Below are 17,601 nucleotides of genomic sequence, written 5' to 3' on the forward strand. Positions count from 1 at the left end.
TATAGAAAGTGTAGGAAACACCCGAATATTTCATATAAAAAACAGGGGGGAATCCGTCATTTTCGTAAGCGTTTTCTGAAAAAGTAAAATTAAATCAAGTTCTTTCTGCGGTAGTCTGAGGGAGAGATACCTTCAAGCTTTTTAAATTTTTCACGGAAATAATCCACATCGCTGAAGCCAACTTCGTTTGCGGCCTGATGGATTTTGTAGCCTTGAATTAATAGCTCCTTGGCCTTTTCCATGCGGACTTTATCCAGATAACTGTTAAAGGAATACCCCGTGCTGTTCTTAAAAAGCTTCCCCAAATAAGCGCTGCTGTAACTGAATACATCCGCAAGCGTATCAAGCTTAAGATTCTCATTATAATGCCGATGGATGAGGTCCAGCATTCGCTTTAGGAAGACCTCCATATCGTCACGGGCAATATCTTTTGCATAATGCTCCAGAAGAGTGGTGGTATACCGTTGCAATTGAGGCAGAGAGGTATGTTTATATATTTGTTCAATTTGCTCATCCATGTCGTTGTGGAGAGGACTCTGCTCCTTATATTGAAGAGAGAGTTTATTTAGTAGATGAGAGACAATACGCACATAACGCGATTTTACGCCCATCTCGGAATAATCGGCGGCAATCATAAGCTCTCCAGCTTCTTGAATCAGGGTAAAGAGTAACGCACTGCTGCCAGTATCCATACAAAAAAATATTCGTTCCACAACGGACTCCAGCCTGTTCTCTATTTCCTCTGGACTAACTATCAGCTCTTTCTTTATTTTTATGGAATCCGGTCCAATCATCTCCGGTTCATCGTAGAAAAAATGCTCCTTCATCCTTGTAAGAGCAGATTGGTGGGAGACCGAGATATCCTCCAAGTTGTTCACCATATCACCTGCAGCGATGATACATTCAAGTCCATGTTCAAATACTACTTCCTGTATATTTTGGACCATTAATTTACGTACAAGCTCTTTCTGAAATGAGGGCTGCAGCAAAACTCCCAAATAAGAATCTAGCAACAATACTATGCCCCAGCCATGTTCTTCAAAACTATTTGTAAGTCTTGTCTTTATGACCGTTGAAGGTCCGTGGTCTGAATTGTCCTGAAGTAGCAGCCGAATTAGGACCACCTGATAGGAATCCCAAAGGAGTCCTGCTTCGCGTACGGTTGCCTCCAATATGGGTAAAGTCTGCATGCTTCGATCCAATAGCAAGGATTGAACCAGCATTTCCCGGCTCCATTCATTAACTGCAGCCTGTTTCTTATGATGGGTTATACGCGCATGCAGCTCAATGGACAGATTTTCTAAGTATGACTGCAATTCAGCTTCATCCACCGGCTTGAGCAAATAGTTATCAATTCCCAAAAACATCGCACGCTTGGCATAGCTGAAATCAGCATAGCCACTGAGGATAATGATATGCATTTCAGGATCGAGAGCTCTCAGCTCTTCAACAAGCTCTAGACCATCTCTACCGGGCATACGGATATCTACGATCATTAAATCAGGGGAGTAAAGGTCATATTTATGCTTTGCCTCTAAGGCGTTCGCCGCGGAATCAACGACCTGATATCCAAGACTCTCCCAGTCTAGCAAAGCAACAAGTCCTTCACGAATCGCCTGCTCATCATCGACAATCAACACGCTATACATATGAATCACTCCTTAATGGGATTGCAAAGCTGATTTGCGTTCCAAATCCGATTTGACTTGTTAAAGTTAGCCCAAATTGCGGGCCGTAGGTCAGCTGGAGCCGTAAATGAATATTGCGAATCCCAATACTATTAGTTTCATAGTCATCATTATGATCTAGCATTTTGATAATTTCTTGTATTCGCGCTTTTGAGATACCGGCTCCATTGTCAGATACCTGAACCTTTAAATAATGGTCTTCTAAGCGGATTTCTACACGGATCATGCCGCCATCTATTCGATTCTCAAGTCCGTGGATGACACAATTCTCTACCAGAGGTTGAATGATCAAAGGAGGAATTTGTAAAGGGTTCGCCCTTGGGTCCACATGAAGCTCATACGTGAGTCTGTCATCATAACGGAATTTTTGGATGACTAGATAACAGCTTACGGTTTCAAGCTCACTTTGCAGACTGATCATCCCATTGCCAACCTCAAGGTTTTTACGCATCATTTTCCCTAGCAGTCGAACGACTTGAGAAATATCCGCTTGTCCCCTGACAAGGGTTTTCATTCGGATTGATTCCAGGGCATTGAAGAGAAAGTGGGGGTTGATCTGGCTGGCCATCATCTTGAATTTAATCTCATTTTGCTTAAGCTGGATCGCATTTTTCTGACGGTTGGATTCTTGAACCTCACTCATTAGTTCTTTAATGTTCCTTACCATATGATTAAATTGTCTGGCGAGCTGACCAATTTCATCCTTGCCGTCAATAACAAGCGTGGCTTCTAAATTACCCGAAGCGACCTTCGAAATATGCTTGCTAAGATGCAGTATCCTTCCAGTGAGTAGTCGGGAGACATAATAAATTAAGAGAATAGCCATAAACAATGCCGAAAGAACTACAATTGAAGCAAGGAAAATAATTTGGTTGGGCTCATCGACAATGCTTGCAACAGAAAAAATAGAGATGATACGCAGGCTGTTCGAGCTTCCGCCTGGCTGCCAGTGATCGATTACCATTTTGAATGGTTTACCGTCAATGGTTACATTGTGGGGACCTTGACCTGTAGCAGATAAGGTTATAAGGTCAATGTTCGTCAGTGATTTATCTTGTGTATCTACCCGATTGGAGGCGACAATATTGTCGTTCTCATCCATAATAAGTGTTTCAAAGGATTCCTGATTAAGGATAGCATTGAGCTTATTCGTATTTACATTCACAACTAGAACCCCAGTGGTTCTCTCCTTAAAAAAATTGACCTTTCGGATTAAACTTAGATAATAACGTCCATTACGGTTATCCCGTATATAATTCCAGCACACCAGTCCCCTTTGATTGAGCGCAGTTTGGTACCATTGCTCTTGTGTAACATTCTCGCTCGTCTGTAGAAACTCCCAGTTGTCTAGAATCGTTGGATTATCAATATACAAGCGGATGCTGGAAACTTCGTTGTACAGTCGGACAAAATCACGGAAATCAGGATAATTCCAGTAAGCTTCCACGACATCATAGACAGATTCATAATGATGATTAGCTACCTCTTCAAGTCGGCTGTCATTTGATAGACGGTAAGCGATGTCGATCGGAACGTTAAGCATTTCGCCTGTCCGTTTCTTCACCCGATCCACGTTAGCGGTAATCTGTTCCAGCGCATTAGCCATTGCCATATTCCGTAGTTCAATAGTGAGGAACAGTCCTACAATTAAGACCGGAATAAGCACAACACAGCCAAATGACAGAAATAACTTCGTTCTGAGTTTAAGATTATTCACTAGGGTGATGATACGAGCATACACGAATAAGAGCCACCTCCAGCAACAGAATGTTAACGCTTACATAAAAGTATATCGTTAAACGAACTTCCATTATATGTGATCATTTAGGGATTTATTGTCTTCTATTATGGAGTTTTGAAATGGGGGGCTCTGTCCTCCCTTTTTGTAAGCAACTGCTTTATATCCCCATTTACAAATACAAAAGAACAATACTTTTTGGGGTAAAACCTTTAATTTGAACAGATAAAATGTAAGTAAGCTATGATAAACTTCTAATTGAAATCGCTTACAATTATATAAATGGAAGGATGTGGGATACCAAGATTTTCACCAAACAACAAAGTAAACCTCAGACGATTGCTTGTAATATTAGAGGTCAGTCAAGTAGTATGTAGTCAAAAAAATCTTAGGAGGTAGATTATGTTTAAGATGAATAAGAAAATCTTGACTGTATTCTTCGCAGCAACTATGAGCTTTAGCCTGTTCGCAGCAACCACAAATGCAGCGACAGATTATTGGCAAAATTGGACCGATGGTGGTGGAACAGTAAATGCTACCAATGGATCAGGTGGTAATTACAGTGTTACATGGTCAAATACCGGGAATTTTGTTGTTGGTAAAGGCTGGAATACCGGATCACCTACAAGAACAATAAACTACAATGCCGGCGTCTGGGCTCCGTCCGGTAATGGATATTTGACACTCTATGGATGGACGAGAAACTCACTCATAGAGTATTACGTTGTTGATAGCTGGGGCACTTATAGACCAACTGGAACATTTAAAGGCACCGTGACCAGTGATGGAGGCACCTATGATATTTATACCACTACGCGAACCAACGCACCTTCCATTGACGGCACTGCTACATTCACCCAGTTCTGGAGTGTAAGACAGTCGAAGAGAGCAACTGGAAGCAATGCCGCTATCACTTTTAGCAACCACGTTAATGCATGGAAGAATTATGGAATGAATTTGGGTAGTAGTTGGGCTTACCAAGTGTTAGCTACTGAGGGATATCAAAGTAGTGGGAGCTCTAACGTAACCGTGTGGTAACCAATAAACAGCAGGCTCTTAATCGATGAAAGTAATAAGGACTGCCGGTCTCACAACCGGCGGCCTTATTTATTCCAAAAGATTACTTACATACTACTAAGATCATCGTCACGACTTATTATTTTCCTATCCGTTCAAAGGAGATAAATCAATGAGAAAACTATTGAGCTTCCTATTCATAGCAACAGTAGTTGTTATCAGCGCTTGCTCACAAGAAAAGCCTGAAACGAGTAATGACAATGTATTTGTAGAGGGAGGTGAAACCTTATCCAACTTTTATATTGGTAAATATGAGGTAACTCAAAAAGAATGGATCGAGGTAATGGGAAGCAATCCTTCAGAATTCAAGGGCGACAATTTGCCGGTTGAAATGGTTAGCTGGTATGACGTTGTTGAGTACTGTAATAAGCGGAGTATAAAAGAGGCTTTAAAACCCTATTACAATATAGATAAGAATAAGAAAGACACAAATAATAAGAGCGATAATGATATTATAAAATGGACCGTAACGATCAATGTGGGAGCTAATGGTTATCGCTTACCGACAGAAGCAGAGTGGGAGTATGCTGCAGGTGGAGGTCAATTAAGCAAGAGTTACACATACAGTGGAAGCAATAATGCAGATGAGGTAGCTTGGTATTGGAAAAATGCTGGAGATAAATACTTAACGGGTGAATGGAACTGGCCTATCATTGAAAACAACAATAATAAAACAAAATCCGTCGGTGTCAAAAAGCCCAATGAGTTAGGACTTTATGATATGTCTGGAAATGTCAGGGAATGGTGTTGGAACTGGTACGGGGACATGGGAAGTGATATCGGTTCTTTCCGGGTTGTAAAGGGTGGTGGTTGGATCGGCAACATCACAAACAACGAGATATCTTTTCAGGGCAAGTTTGAGGCAAATGGCATGGGACCTGATCAAGGTTTTCGTGTGAGTCGTGGTGAGTAAACGGCGGGAAGGTTATTTTCTTTTAAGTTTGGACTCCATGACAGTGATTAAAATGTTCTTACCAATAAGCTGTTTCCGGTACTCAACCGGAAGCAGCTTATTTAATTTCGTTTATTTCCAACTACAAAAGATCTAAACTTTTCACGATATAAGCTTTAGTTTATGCATATGAAAAAATTGGGACAATGTTAGAATTTAATTGTTTCCGCTTACATTTATAAATATGGAATAAAAAGGAGGTTGATCAAACGGGTTGCACAGCATCTTAGTAAAACTAGTTGCAGTACAACCATGAGGAGGAAAGCAAATGAGACCAAAGAGAATGCGTTTATTTAATGGAAAGATTTGAAGAGGTAAAGTTGCTAGGAGGGATGAAAAGATGATTAGAGCCAACGTAATAAAATGGACGGCCATTGCGTCGCTAGTCGTATTCTTATTTACAGGCTCCCTGACGATGACTGGTGACAAGGCTCTCGCGGCCGATTGTTCGAACGGCTATGTAGCATTAACCTATGACGATGGTCCGAACCCTAACAACACTGTAACACTACTTAATGCACTACAACAAAACGGCTTGCGTGCAACGTTCTTCAACCTTGGACAGAATGCCCAAAATAATCCGTCCCTAGTAAACCAGCAGAAGGCAGCAGGCATGTGGATTGGGAATCATTCCTGGTCTCATCCGCATTTGACCCAACTGACCACCTCACAAATGTCATCAGAGGTTACAAACACGCAAACGACACTACAGTCTATAACGGGTACGGCTCCGAAGTTGTTTCGTCCGCCATATGGTGAGACTAACGCAACTTTAAAGTCCATTGAGGCCCAAAATGGTCTCACTGAAGTGTTATGGAACGTTGACTCCCAGGACTGGAATGGAGCCAGTACCGCTCAGATTGTAAATGCTGTAGGTACAATGCAAAATGGCGACGTGATCCTTATGCACGATCAGTACCAAACTACGGTTCAAGCGATTCCACAGATTGCACAGAATCTCAAGAACCGCGGTCTATGCTCTGGCATGATCTCGACGAGCACAGGCCGGGCAGTCCCACCTGATAGCGGAGGTACGACACCTACTCCAACACCAACGCCATCATCTACACCAAGTCCTGGCACAAGCACAAAGATTGAAGCTGAAAACATGACCAAAGGTGGTCAGTATACTGCCAATATAAGCTCACCGTTCTCCGGAGTTGCTTTATACGCCAACAATGATTTAGTGAAATACACACAAAATTTCTCGAGCGGTACCCATAATTTTTCACTACGCGGGGCTTCGAATAACTCCACTATGGCGAGGGTCGATTTGAAAATTGGGGGAGTAACCAAGGGTACCTTTTACTTCGGGGGAAGCATTCCAGCCGTTTATACGCTAAACAATGTCAGTCATGGAACCGGAAATCAAGAGATCCAGCTCGTCGTAACAGCTGATAACGGAACATGGGATGCTTACCTTGATTATCTGGAAATCCAGTAAATATTCCACACATGGAAGTTGGAGACGGACTGCTTAATGTAGAGACAAAATGAAAAAAGCAACCCGCCAGCCATGACTGGTGGGTTGCAAATGTAATCTATCTCTCAACTACAGTCTCACCTTCAATTAACACAGGCTGATAATAAGTGTTGTTGGGCAGGTCTTTTTTTCCTTGTAGTTTCTTAATGACCCAATCTGCTGCATCTCGTCCCATGGCTTCTTGTGGGTGTGTCAAGGTGGTTAGTTTGATGTTCGCGTTTTTGGCAATATAAGAATTGTCTTGTCCAATAATCGATAATTCCTCCGGAATAGTGATTTCCAGCTGTCTGCAGGCATGGACCACTTCCAATCCAACCTCGTCGTTATAACAAACAATAGCAGTGAGCGTATCTCTATTTTTATTCAGAAAATCCTTCAAGTCTGTAGATAACGTCTGTTTTGTCTCCGTGTTGAATGAAAAAATCTGCTCAGGATAAAATCGTAATTTGGATTCTCCGAGCGCTTTAATATAGCCCTTCATCCGATACTTTCCTTGTAAATCATCCATTTTTGCGATGAGCCCTATTTGGGTGTGGCCTTTGGTTATCAACTCTTTTGTTGCCAAATAGCTGGACTGCACGTCATCAAGACAAAGGTACGGCAGTTCTATTTCTTCATAAAAGGCATTAATCATTACTATCGGAATATCCTGTTCCTTAAAAGAGAGGTAGTAAGCAATATTGGGGTTATATAGATTGCTTTTCGTCGGTTCAATAATTAAACCATCTACACCGTAGGACAGCATCATTTCCAGCGCCTTTTTTTCTTGAGCAACATCGTTATTGGTGCTAGCTAATAGTAAAGAATAATTATCCTCATTTAGCCGACTCTCGATCCCACGGATAATGGAAGGAAAGATATAGTCGGAAATATAGGTCGTGATTACACCGATTGTCTTCTTATGGGAACTCCCGCCGGTCTTCGAACGATAGTGGTTGCTAACATAAGTACCAGACCCTTTTTCGCTTCGCAGGAAGCCTTCATTGGAAAGTTCTAAAATTGCTTTTCGAACAGTCTGCCGGCTAACTTCATACATGGACTGTAAAGCAGACTCAGTAGGGATTTGTTCACCAACATTGTAATCTCCCGAAAGGATTTTGCTTTTTATGTCATCTAATATTAATTGATACTTTGGTTTCATGTAATTCCTCTTTCCATACTTGTTCGCTAAGTTATTCGTGTATTTGGTGAATTTGTATGTACAAATTATAGCATGACTGCGAAAAAAATAGAAAGGGGCTCTTTTTTTATACAGTTAAATCATTATCATCTCCACATTTGTATGTATATATAACAATTTAATTGACAAATGTACGTACAAAAAATTATACTGTAGCTGTCAATTAAGAAAGTTAATTCTTATCATGACCGTTTAAAAAAGCGCTCTCAGAGAGGTGACAAACGTGATATCGAATCGATTAAGCATCGAACAAGCGATTAATAAGGGAGAAACTTCGCTTGGTATTGAATTTGGGTCCACGCGCATCAAAGTTGTACTTATTGATCATTGCTTTCAAACGATCGCTTCTGGAAGTTACGAATGGGAAAATCAGTTGAAGGACGGTTTTTGGACGTACAACTTGGAAGATATTATCAAAGGTCTGCAAGACGCATATCGCGAGATGAAGGAAGAAGTTGCACAAAATTACGGAATCACCCTTCAAACGGTTGGCTCAATCGGTTTTTCTGCAATGATGCATGGATACATGGCTTTCGACGAGCACAATGAACTTCTTGTTCCATTCCGGACTTGGCGTAATGCAACAACAGGTAAGGCTGCCAAAGCATTGACTGATCTGTTTGGGTTTAATATTCCAGAACGCTGGAGCATTGCTCATCTTTATCAGGCGATTTTGAATAAAGAAGAACATGTGCCACAGATCCGTTTTGTTACGACATTATCAGGATATATTCATTGGCTATTGACTGGAAATAAAGCACTTGGTGTTGGGGATGCTTCGGGCATGTTCCCTATTGATGAATCCACACGAAATTATAATGAATCGATGATACAGCAGTTCGATGAGCTTGTTGCAAGCAAAGGTTATCCGTGGAAGACCAGTGATCTGTTTCCTAAGGTGTATGTTGCAGGGGAGCAAGCAGGTGTATTAACCGAAGCGGGAGCTAAAATTCTAGATCCATTGTTACATTTACAGGCAGGCATTCCGCTCAGTCCTCCAGAAGGAGATGCCGGAACCGGGATGGTGGCAACGAATAGCGTAAGAAAACGCACCGGAAATGTCTCTGTAGGAACCTCTGTTTTTGCCATGATTGTGTTAGAAAAAGAACTTACCAAAGTTTATCCGGAAATCGATATGGTTACTACTCCGAACGGAAGTCCAGTGGGCATGGTTCATGCGAATAACTGTTCAAGTGACCTCAACGCCTGGCTCGGGTTATTCCGCGAGTTCTATGAAGCCATGGGACACAAAGTGGATGCAAATAAATTGTACAACGTGCTTTTAAATAAAGCTTTGGATGCAGATCCTGATGCCGGAGGCTTACTAAGCTATGGTTATCTCTCAGGAGAGAATATTACTGGGTTAGAACAAGGTCGTCCGCTATTTGTCCGCTCGCCGGAGAGCAAATTTAATCTGTCCAACTTTATGCGTACGCATCTATTCAGCGCCTTTGGTGCTTTGAAAATTGGAATGGACATTTTGACGAAGGAAGAGAATGTAGCCATTGATAGTATTTTAGGCCACGGCGGCTTATTTAAGACTCCGGTAGTGGGTCAAAAAATAATGGCAGCTTCAATGAATGTTCCTGTATCCGTAATGTCGACTGCCGGTGAAGGCGGTGCATGGGGAATGGCTATTCTTGCCGCTTACATGATGAATAACAATCAGGAAGAAAGTTTAGAAGACTTCCTCGATCAAAAAGTGTTCAAAGATGTTAAGGGTGAAGAAATTCATCCAGAGGAAACCGACATTAAAGGATTTGAAACCTTTATCGAACGTTATAAAAAGGGTCTGGCGATCGAGCAGTCCGCTGTTGACAATTTAGTGTGAAAATGGAGGTGGCAAGATGTTAGAACAACTTAAAGAAGAGGTTTTTCAAGCCAATCTGGAATTGCCGAAACAAGGACTTATTAAGTATACATGGGGAAATGTAAGTGCGATTGATCGTGAAAGTGGATTATTCGTAATCAAACCTAGTGGTGTAGACTATGAAACAATGAAAGCCAGCGACATGGTTGTTGTTGATCTCGATGGGAATGTGGTTGAAGGGGATATGAGGCCTTCATCTGATACACCTACTCACGCAGTGCTTTATAAGCATTACTCTGAAATCGGCGGAATCGTGCACACGCATTCTACTTGGGCGACCATCTGGGCTCAAGCAGGACTAGATGTTCCTGTCATGGGAACGACGCATGCAGATACCTTCTATGGTTCCATTCCTTGTGCGCGTTTCTTGACGCAAGAAGAAGTCGATCGTGGTTACGAAGCGGAAACGGGTAATGTCATCATCGAGACTTTTGAACAACGCGGGATAGATATTATGGCGGTTCCTGGTGTTTTGTTAAAAGGCCACGGACCCTTTACGTGGGGAAAAAATGCGAAATCGGCGGTAATGAACAGCGTAGTTTTGGATGAAGTATCCAAAATGAATTTATATGCAAGAGAACTGAACCATTTTGCAGAGGAATTGCCACAACGTATTCTAGATAAACATTACTTGCGCAAACATGGAAAAGGCGCTTATTACGGACAAAAATAATAAAACTACAAAATGACGAAAAGAGGATGAATATGTCAACAGCGGTAGCAAAAGAATTTTGGTTTGTCGTAGGTTCGCAACATCTTTATGGGGAAGAAGCATTGGCTGAAGTTAAAGCACACGCACAAACGATGACAGATGCTTTGAATAAAAGCGGAGTTTTGCCTTACCCACTAGTATTACAGGATTTGGCTGTCAGCGCAGATAAAATCACCAACATCATGAAAGAAGTTAACTACCGTGACGAAGTTGCCGGTGTCATCACTTGGATGCATACGTTCTCACCTGCAAAAATGTGGATCCGCGGAACTAAGATGCTGCAAAAGCCTTTGCTTCATCTAGCTACGCAATATAATGAAAGTATTCCTTGGGCAACAATTGATATGGACTTCATGAATCTAAACCAAGCGGCACATGGTGACCGTGAATATGGTTTCATAAATGCACGGTTGAACAAACAAAACAAAGTGGTAGTAGGTTACTGGGAACGTCCTGAAGTCCAAAAGCAAATTGCAGAATGGATGGACGTAGCGGTTGCTTATAATGAAAGCTTCAATATCAAAGTCGCTCGCTTTGGTGATAACATGCGTAACGTTGGCGTAACCGAAGGAGATAAGGTTGAAGCCCAAATTCAATTTGGATGGACTGTGGACTATTTTGGTATTGGCGATCTAGTGCAAATTATTAATGATGTTAAAGAAGAAGAAATCGACGCTTTGTTCGCTGAATATGCGGAGCTGTATGAGTTTGATTATGGTACTAACAGCAAAGAAGCTTGGGAAGCTAGCGTAAGAGTTCAAGCAAGCTATGAAATCGCTATTAAACGTTTCCTAGACCAAGGTGGTTATAATGCCTTCACGTCAAACTTCGAAGATTTGCATGGCATGAAACAACTTCCTGGACTTGCTGTTCAACGTCTAATGGCACAAGGCTATGGTTTTGCTGGGGAAGGCGATTGGAAGACTGCAGCACTTGATCGTTTGCTTAAAGTGATGAGTCATAATCAATCCACCGGCTTTATGGAAGATTACACATATGAATTGACGGTTGGACAAGAATCGATCCTTCAATCCCACATGCTTGAAGTAGACCCTACTTTGGCAAGCAACAAACCAAAAATCATCGTATCACCGCTAGGTATTGGTGGTAAAGACGATCCAGCACGTTTAGTATTTGATGGTAAAGCAGGAGACGGTGTCGTAGTTTCCATGGCTGACTTCGGTACTCATTACAAACTTTTGATCAATGAAGTTACTGCTTTTGAACCAACTGTTCCAGCTCCAAACCTTCCAGTAGCTCGTGTCCTTTGGAATGTTAAACCAAACTTCCAAGACGGGGTTAAAGCATGGATCGAAAATGGTGGCGGTCATCACACCGTTGTATCATTAACTCTTACAACAGACCAAATTATTGCTTACGCAAAACTTGTTAACTTGGAATATGTAGTTATTAAATAATAATAAAGCTCTATGTATCTTAAAATAGTAAAAAAAAGAACCTTATCAAAAGGTTCTTTTTTTACGTGAAAATCAACTTATCATTCTTTCAATAAATGCGATAATTTCCACTAAGGGCCAGTAAACTAAAGAAGTACAGACAGTTATCATAATAACGACTTTGTCCAGTTCGCAAAGGTGTATCCCAAAACAAACGGACAAAATGCTCTGCCTCCGGACCATCAGAAGCAAGCGAAGCCATGGCGTTGGTTGCCAAAAGGCCTACCGGATGCAGCGCCGGTTCGTCGAATGCTTGTCCCTCAATAGTATACCGCCGGTAATTGGAAACTTCGATATTCCTAAAAAAAGCTTGAATCCGGTTACATTGATCGACCTGCCAGCTGTCCTTTTGGAACCATGCCCAGTCCAGACCGATATTAGCTGCAACCCGGTAAGCATCACTGAAAAAATGGCTGAAATCACCATGAGGCTGAGGTTCTGCCGGAGTGCCGTTAAAATTGGCATATTCGGGAGCGAGACCAGTTACAGGATGGCATGTAGTGTGTAGATAAGTGCGGCTGGCTTCCGCCGCTTCTCGCCAAAACATGCGGTCACCTTCATCCGCCCACAAAGCGAACAAATCATAGAAATGGGGGAGATGGTAAGATGGATCACTGAAGGTGGATTCCGGTACAAATTTAATCAATTTCGTTTCCGCATCCCACATTGAGTCACCAGTGCCTGTTTCAGTTTTATGTACACAAGCACGCAATATCGTTCGGGCCTGCTCAGAATAATTATAAGGTTCCAGACCGTTCCCCCAACGTTTTGAGGCAAAAAACAGGGCCATGGCGAAAAACTCTTCCCCGTCCGGTGCAGGTCCATGAGAGATCCTTGTACCGTCAGGCTTGCAGTGCCAAGCAAAGTAATTGGCATAACGACCTTCTTTGTGCTGCATAAACGTCTTTGAGAAGTTCCATAAACGATCAAACTCATCTTTTTTATTCATTTGAACGGCCATCATCATCCCGTACGACATTCCTTCTGACCGTACGTCTAGATTACCTGTATCCAGAATATAGCTTTTATTCTCGTCCTGCGGATAGTAGATTCGTACGTTCGGATCTCCATAAAATAAATCATTCCAAGTTATATCAATTTTAGCGTTGATTTCATCTTCAGAGAAGCCAAGCTCCTTAAATAAATTTCGATATTCCCCCGTATAAAAAGCACCTTGTTGTGTTATTGACATCAGAATCCCCTCCAGTGAACTACAGCATGCCGCCTATTTCATTAAAAAACTAAGGATGGATAGTTTGAATAGTGCCGTCATCGTTGTATTTCAGCTCCGTATATTTTACAGAACGCTTATTGTCAGCTCCACCAGACAAAGAACTGTCATGATAAAATAGATACCATTTCTCTTTAAACTGAACAATAGAATGGTGTGTTGTCCAGCCCAGGACGGGTGAAAGTATTATTCCTTGATATACATAAGGCCCAAACGGATCTTTACTGATAGCGTATACAATATTATGGGTAGTTCCCGTGGAATAAGAAAGATAATAATATCCGTTATATTTATGTACCCATGGACCTTCAAAATATCTTCTCTCTTCATCTCCAGCAAGAATCGGATTTCCGTTCGAATCGATGATGGATATTTCTCTAGGTTCACCTTCAAAGCTCATCATGTCCTCGCTCAGCTCCGCCACGATAGGTCCAAGTGCTGGCGCCGTCTCAGCCGGGCCTTCGGCATCCGCAACAAATGAGCCAGTTTGCCATTTTTCAAGTTGACCGCCCCAAAGACCACCAAAATAAATATATGATTTGCCATCATCATCAACGAAAACAGCAGGATCAATGCTATAACTGCCGGGAATATAGTTTGGTTCAGGTGTAAACGGTCCGGAAGGTGAAGCTGAGGTAGCAACCCCGATTCGGAAAATATCGTCATGGTCTCTGGCTGGGAAAAACAAATAGTAGGTATTGTTTTTGTATGCTGCATCCGGAGCCCACATTTGCTGCTTGGCCCATGGGACATCCTTCACATGAAGCACTTCACCGTGGTCGATACAAGGGGAGCCCTCTCCATCAATAGATAGAACATGGTAATCCTCCATATTATATTGGTCACCGTTGTCATTAGAGATCATATCGTGATCCAGGTCATGAGAGGGATAAATATAAATTTTACCTTCAAATACATGAGCGGAAGGATCCGCAGTATAAATATGAGTTACGAGAGGCACATTGGGTTGCGCAGGCTTTGTCAAGTCATTTCCTCCTATAAAGTTAATCGCTTACAATGCTAATGGTATAAGAACTTTAAGGCTCTGTATATATAGCAACTATAGTTTATACCCCACAAAGTTTAGATGTTGCTTTCTTGATCTTGTCGAATCCTTACCCTCGTCAAGTACAATTCGGGTAAGTTCAATACAACGCTGAAGATGTTTGATATCAGGCCTCCTGAAATTTGATTAATAGATAAATCTCACGAACAGCAGGCCAGAGCCTGTTTGTTCCCCGCATTCTTCTATGTTAGCATGTAAAGTATTCGATTAAAAATATGTCATGCAATTTCAAGATAGGGAGGGCATCTAGAAATGAAACACCCATTTATATTAAATGCCGTATGGAACGGCGGACGTAATAGTGATGGAACGATTGAAGCCGGACAGCTCAAGACACAAATTTCCATTCCGAAGGAAATGGGCGGGCCCGGAATTGGAACGAATCCAGATGAGATGCTTCTGGGTGCAGCAGCAAGCTGCTATCTCATTACACTTGCAGCCATGCTGGAGCGATCCGAGCTTATAACTTCAAATCTGACCTTAACATCAGAGGCGACGGTGGATGTAACAAATAACATTTTTACATATGAAGCCATCAAACATTCACCTGTAATCACACTTTCTAAAGACGCGTCACAAGTCGATATCGATAAAGCTATCCATATTGCCCATAAAGCGGAAGGCTCTTGCATGATCTCCAGAGCTGTAGCAGGAAACGTACAAATTACTACACAGCCAACAGTGCTGACATCAAGTATGTAAGGATAGGTTCTAAAGCAGTAGTTATCCCTTAGGAATCAGAGAGGAGAAATAAACTTTGAACATTGAGTTGTATAAGGATTTGATCAAGGATGAACGTGGGAATTATTACGTAGCGGTACACAAAGAGGACAATGAACTGACCTTGGTAAATGCAATGCTTGAGCGTTCTTACCAGGACCTGCTGGAATTTAACGAAGCGTTTAAAAAGAAATATGCGGAATACGAGCACCAGTTCATCGGCAAAGTGATTATGGATAAGCTGCGGCACGATGTTGTGTTCGCGTCCAAAGAAGACGGCCATGGACGAATGTATAATCTGGCAGCGGTTGCTGGCCATTACATGGTTACTTTTATTGATATGATTGAATTTTACCGAAACCCTCGAGTAGGACGTAGCTATGACCATGACAGCCATTAAGCTTAGTGTATTGGACTTTGTGCCTGTATTTGATGATGTGGATGCAAGCTTTGCTTTAGGACAAGCAGTGGAACTGGCTCAAACAGCTGAAAGACTGGGATATACTCGTTATTGGGTTGCCGAACATCATGATATGCCGGGCTTAGCGTGTACCTCCACAGAGGTGTTGTTATCGCATATTGGAGCGAGAACACAGCATATCCGCATCGGGTCGGGAGCTTTATTGCTGCCGCACTATAAGCCGTTAAAAGTGGTAGAATCATTTCATTTGCTGGCAAGTTTATATCCTGGACGTATCGACCTTGGATTAGGCCGGGCTCCTGGTGGTGCTGCTGAAGTAAGTTTAGCGCTGAGCGGGAATTTTCTCGAAAATGTTTGGAAAATGCCAGAGCTGCTTAAGGGAGTTACCGAATTGTTGCAGGGGAACTATTCATATGAAGGACGTCAGATAACCGCCCGTCCGACTCCACCCGAATCGCCAGAGTTGTGGATGCTGGGCACTAACAAGAAGAGTGCAGCATATGCTGCCGAGTTTGGTGCAGGCTATGTGTTTGGTCAATTCATGAGCGATGTAGCCGGGGAAGAAATTTTGCAAGCTTATCGAGAAGCCTTTGCGCCTTCTTCAGTTAATGCTATGCCTCGGGCCATCGTAGCAGTTGGCGTCATTTGCGCCGAGACAGAGGAAGAAGCAATGCAGCTAGCCTCTTCCAGTATGACATTATTTCAACAAGAAGGCTCAGCCGAAGAAAAATCCAAACTTTTGGAACGCAAACTGCTGATAGGCACACCCAAAAGCATTAAAAAAAAGCTGGAACAGTTATCTCACTTGTATGGAGTTGAAGAATTCATTATCGTTACTATGATTCCAGACTATGAGAAACGGCTGCATTCGTTTGAGTTGCTTGCCCGTGCTTGCTTGGATTCTAACTAGCCCTTTCTTCATGCAATTAAGGAGGTCCACATAGATGCAGACTAATCCCTCTGACTCCATTAAAATCCCTCCCGGATTTTGGGCTGGATTAATTCAATTAGGGATAACCGCTCAAGATATAGCCAGTAAAGCAGGTCTTCCCCTGAACCTTATCACGGAGTCAGTAGTCAGCACAGCCCAATATTTCGCTATCTGGCAGGCATATTCGGATCTCGTTGGAGATACTGCTGAGGGAATCATCAAGCTAGCAACCGTTTTTGAAACTACACAATATCCGCCGACCGTCTTAGCTACTTATCATGCTAAAGATTATCGTGACGCTCTAAACCGAATGGTGCGCTATAAACGAATGTGTCCTCCAGAAAGCTTGCATATTCTCGAGGAGGGAGAGCTATGTACAATCGAATTGAATTGGCAGCATCCCGAGTATTCCGGTCTACCGCTGCTGCTTGGCCTTACCCTGGCGTTTTTACTGGAGCTTGGGCGGCGGGGAACAGGTATACCTATGACAGCACAGTTTGTAGAATTTTCACAACCCATAGGGGATTTACAGGTTCTTGAAGCTTATTTCGGCTGTCGAATTCAGATCGGTGCTGAGACTAACCGTTTAACACTACGCCGAAGTGATTTGGATCTGCCCTTTATCTCGTATAACGAAGAGTTGCTAGAGATTCTGACTCCCGTTTTGGATCAGACACTTGCTGAACAACAGGGCAGTCACTCCATTACGGAAAGGGTCAAATGGATTATGAAACGCAGTCTTAGCGGAGGGAAACCCGAGATTCAAACCGTTGCAAATGAGCTAAGGATGAGTGCTCGTACCTTACAACGGAGGCTTACTGAAGAAAATACGAGCTTCAAGCATTTGCTGGCACAAGCTAGACATGAGCAGGCGCGAGCGTATTTAGCAGATCCTTCCCTCGATGTTAAAGAGGTGGCTTTCTTGATCGGATATGAAGATCAGAACTCATTCTACCGTGCCTTCCGACTTTGGGAAGGAGATACTCCTTCAAATTGGCGTGTTAAACAAGAAGTTTGGCGCAAGATGCTAGTTACTGAATAATCCCGGTAAGATAGTATAATTACTAGCCGGTAC

15 protein-coding genes are annotated in these 17,601 nt (G+C 42.4%); 10 read left to right on the plus strand and 5 right to left on the minus strand.

Features of this window, described 5'->3' with window-relative positions:
- Positions 1-89 precede the first annotated feature (89 nt).
- Complete coding sequence (locus CA598_RS00650) at positions 90-1,649, minus strand: response regulator transcription factor (RefSeq protein ID WP_094874948.1); 1,560 nt, start codon at positions 1,647-1,649, stop codon at positions 90-92.
- A complete protein-coding gene (locus CA598_RS00655; RefSeq protein WP_094874949.1) occupies positions 1,642-3,429 on the minus strand; it encodes a cache domain-containing sensor histidine kinase in 1,788 nt (595 codons plus the stop codon). The genes CA598_RS00650 and CA598_RS00655 overlap by 8 nt, the downstream gene beginning before the upstream one ends.
- Positions 3,430-3,828: 399 nt before the next feature.
- On the opposite strand from CA598_RS00655, the gene CA598_RS00660 reads away from it, so the two are divergent.
- From CA598_RS00660 to CA598_RS00670, 3 genes are all read left to right on the plus strand, one after another.
- Complete coding sequence (locus CA598_RS00660; protein WP_094868771.1) at positions 3,829-4,464, plus strand: glycoside hydrolase family 11 protein; 636 nt, start codon at positions 3,829-3,831, stop codon at positions 4,462-4,464.
- 151 nt (positions 4,465-4,615) lie between these two features.
- Entirely contained in the window at positions 4,616-5,416 is an 801-nt protein-coding gene (locus CA598_RS00665) for a formylglycine-generating enzyme family protein (RefSeq protein WP_094874950.1), read from the plus strand.
- A 379-nt stretch (positions 5,417-5,795) separates the two neighbouring features.
- On the plus strand, positions 5,796-6,899 hold the full coding sequence (locus tag CA598_RS00670; RefSeq protein WP_094874951.1) for a polysaccharide deacetylase family protein: 1,104 nt from the start codon (positions 5,796-5,798) through the stop codon (positions 6,897-6,899).
- Positions 6,900-6,996: 97 nt separating this feature from the next.
- Here the strand turns inward: CA598_RS00670 and CA598_RS00675 are convergent, their stop codons facing one another.
- Entirely contained in the window at positions 6,997-8,079 is a 1,083-nt protein-coding gene (locus tag CA598_RS00675; RefSeq protein WP_094868774.1) for a GntR family transcriptional regulator, read from the minus strand.
- A 262-nt stretch (positions 8,080-8,341) separates the two neighbouring features.
- Here CA598_RS00675 and CA598_RS00680 point away from each other — a divergent pair, with 262 nt between their 5' ends.
- The 3 genes from CA598_RS00680 to araA are packed head-to-tail and all read left to right on the plus strand — an operon-like array spanning position 8,342 to position 12,118.
- Positions 8,342-9,949 (plus strand): xylulokinase, encoded by a 1,608-nt coding sequence (locus CA598_RS00680; RefSeq protein ID WP_094874952.1) that lies wholly within the window; start codon positions 8,342-8,344, stop codon positions 9,947-9,949.
- A 16-nt stretch (positions 9,950-9,965) separates the two neighbouring features.
- Complete coding sequence (locus tag CA598_RS00685) at positions 9,966-10,661, plus strand: L-ribulose-5-phosphate 4-epimerase (RefSeq protein ID WP_094874953.1); 696 nt, start codon at positions 9,966-9,968, stop codon at positions 10,659-10,661.
- A 32-nt stretch (positions 10,662-10,693) separates the two neighbouring features.
- Positions 10,694-12,118: an L-arabinose isomerase gene (gene araA, locus CA598_RS00690; protein WP_094874954.1), complete on the plus strand. Its 1,425-nt coding sequence runs from the start codon at positions 10,694-10,696 to the stop codon at positions 12,116-12,118.
- 88 nt (positions 12,119-12,206) lie between these two features.
- On the opposite strand, the gene CA598_RS00695 is transcribed toward araA, so the two are convergent.
- Both CA598_RS00695 and CA598_RS00700 read right to left on the minus strand, forming a co-directional pair.
- Complete coding sequence (locus tag CA598_RS00695) at positions 12,207-13,349, minus strand: family 8 glycosyl hydrolase (RefSeq protein WP_179283546.1); 1,143 nt, start codon at positions 13,347-13,349, stop codon at positions 12,207-12,209.
- 49 nt (positions 13,350-13,398) lie between these two features.
- On the minus strand, positions 13,399-14,373 hold the full coding sequence (locus CA598_RS00700) for a glycoside hydrolase family 43 protein (protein ID WP_094868779.1): 975 nt from the start codon (positions 14,371-14,373) through the stop codon (positions 13,399-13,401).
- A gap of 333 nt (positions 14,374-14,706) precedes the next feature.
- Between CA598_RS00700 and CA598_RS00705 the strand changes: the two genes are divergently transcribed.
- From CA598_RS00705 to CA598_RS00720, 4 genes are read left to right on the plus strand one after another with little or no spacing between them, the layout of a single operon-like run.
- Positions 14,707-15,156 (plus strand): OsmC family protein, encoded by a 450-nt coding sequence (locus CA598_RS00705; protein WP_094874956.1) that lies wholly within the window; start codon positions 14,707-14,709, stop codon positions 15,154-15,156.
- Between the two features lie 55 nt (positions 15,157-15,211).
- Complete coding sequence (locus CA598_RS00710; RefSeq protein WP_094874957.1) at positions 15,212-15,574, plus strand: hypothetical protein; 363 nt, start codon at positions 15,212-15,214, stop codon at positions 15,572-15,574.
- Positions 15,555-16,505 (plus strand): LLM class flavin-dependent oxidoreductase, encoded by a 951-nt coding sequence (locus CA598_RS00715; RefSeq protein WP_179283547.1) that lies wholly within the window; start codon positions 15,555-15,557, stop codon positions 16,503-16,505. Before CA598_RS00710 ends, CA598_RS00715 begins: the two co-directional genes overlap by 20 nt.
- A 34-nt stretch (positions 16,506-16,539) precedes the next feature.
- Positions 16,540-17,568, plus strand: a complete 1,029-nt coding sequence (locus CA598_RS00720; RefSeq protein WP_094874959.1) for an AraC family transcriptional regulator — start codon at positions 16,540-16,542, stop codon at positions 17,566-17,568.
- Positions 17,569-17,601 lie beyond the last annotated feature (33 nt).

The organism is Paenibacillus sp. VTT E-133291 (genome assembly GCF_002264395.1).
Taxonomy (GTDB): Bacteria; Bacillota; Bacilli; order Paenibacillales; family Paenibacillaceae; genus Paenibacillus_AQ; species Paenibacillus_AQ nitricinens.

Coding starts and splice junctions, on each gene's coding strand:
- CA598_RS00650 (WP_094874948.1), bottom strand. CDS start 1,649: ATGTATAGCGTGTTGATTGTCGATGATGAGCAGGCGATTCGTGAAGGA.
- CA598_RS00660 (WP_094868771.1), top strand. CDS start 3,829: ATGTTTAAGATGAATAAGAAAATCTTGACTGTATTCTTCGCAGCAACT.
- CA598_RS00665 (WP_094874950.1), top strand. CDS start 4,616: ATGAGAAAACTATTGAGCTTCCTATTCATAGCAACAGTAGTTGTTATC.
- CA598_RS00670 (WP_094874951.1), top strand. CDS start 5,796: ATGATTAGAGCCAACGTAATAAAATGGACGGCCATTGCGTCGCTAGTC.
- CA598_RS00675 (WP_094868774.1), bottom strand. CDS start 8,079: ATGAAACCAAAGTATCAATTAATATTAGATGACATAAAAAGCAAAATC.
- CA598_RS00685 (WP_094874953.1), top strand. CDS start 9,966: ATGTTAGAACAACTTAAAGAAGAGGTTTTTCAAGCCAATCTGGAATTG.
- araA (WP_094874954.1), top strand. CDS start 10,694: ATGTCAACAGCGGTAGCAAAAGAATTTTGGTTTGTCGTAGGTTCGCAA.
- CA598_RS00695 (WP_179283546.1), bottom strand. CDS start 13,349: ATGTCAATAACACAACAAGGTGCTTTTTATACGGGGGAATATCGAAAT.
- CA598_RS00705 (WP_094874956.1), top strand. CDS start 14,707: ATGAAACACCCATTTATATTAAATGCCGTATGGAACGGCGGACGTAAT.
- CA598_RS00715 (WP_179283547.1), top strand. CDS start 15,555: ATGACCATGACAGCCATTAAGCTTAGTGTATTGGACTTTGTGCCTGTA.
- CA598_RS00720 (WP_094874959.1), top strand. CDS start 16,540: ATGCAGACTAATCCCTCTGACTCCATTAAAATCCCTCCCGGATTTTGG.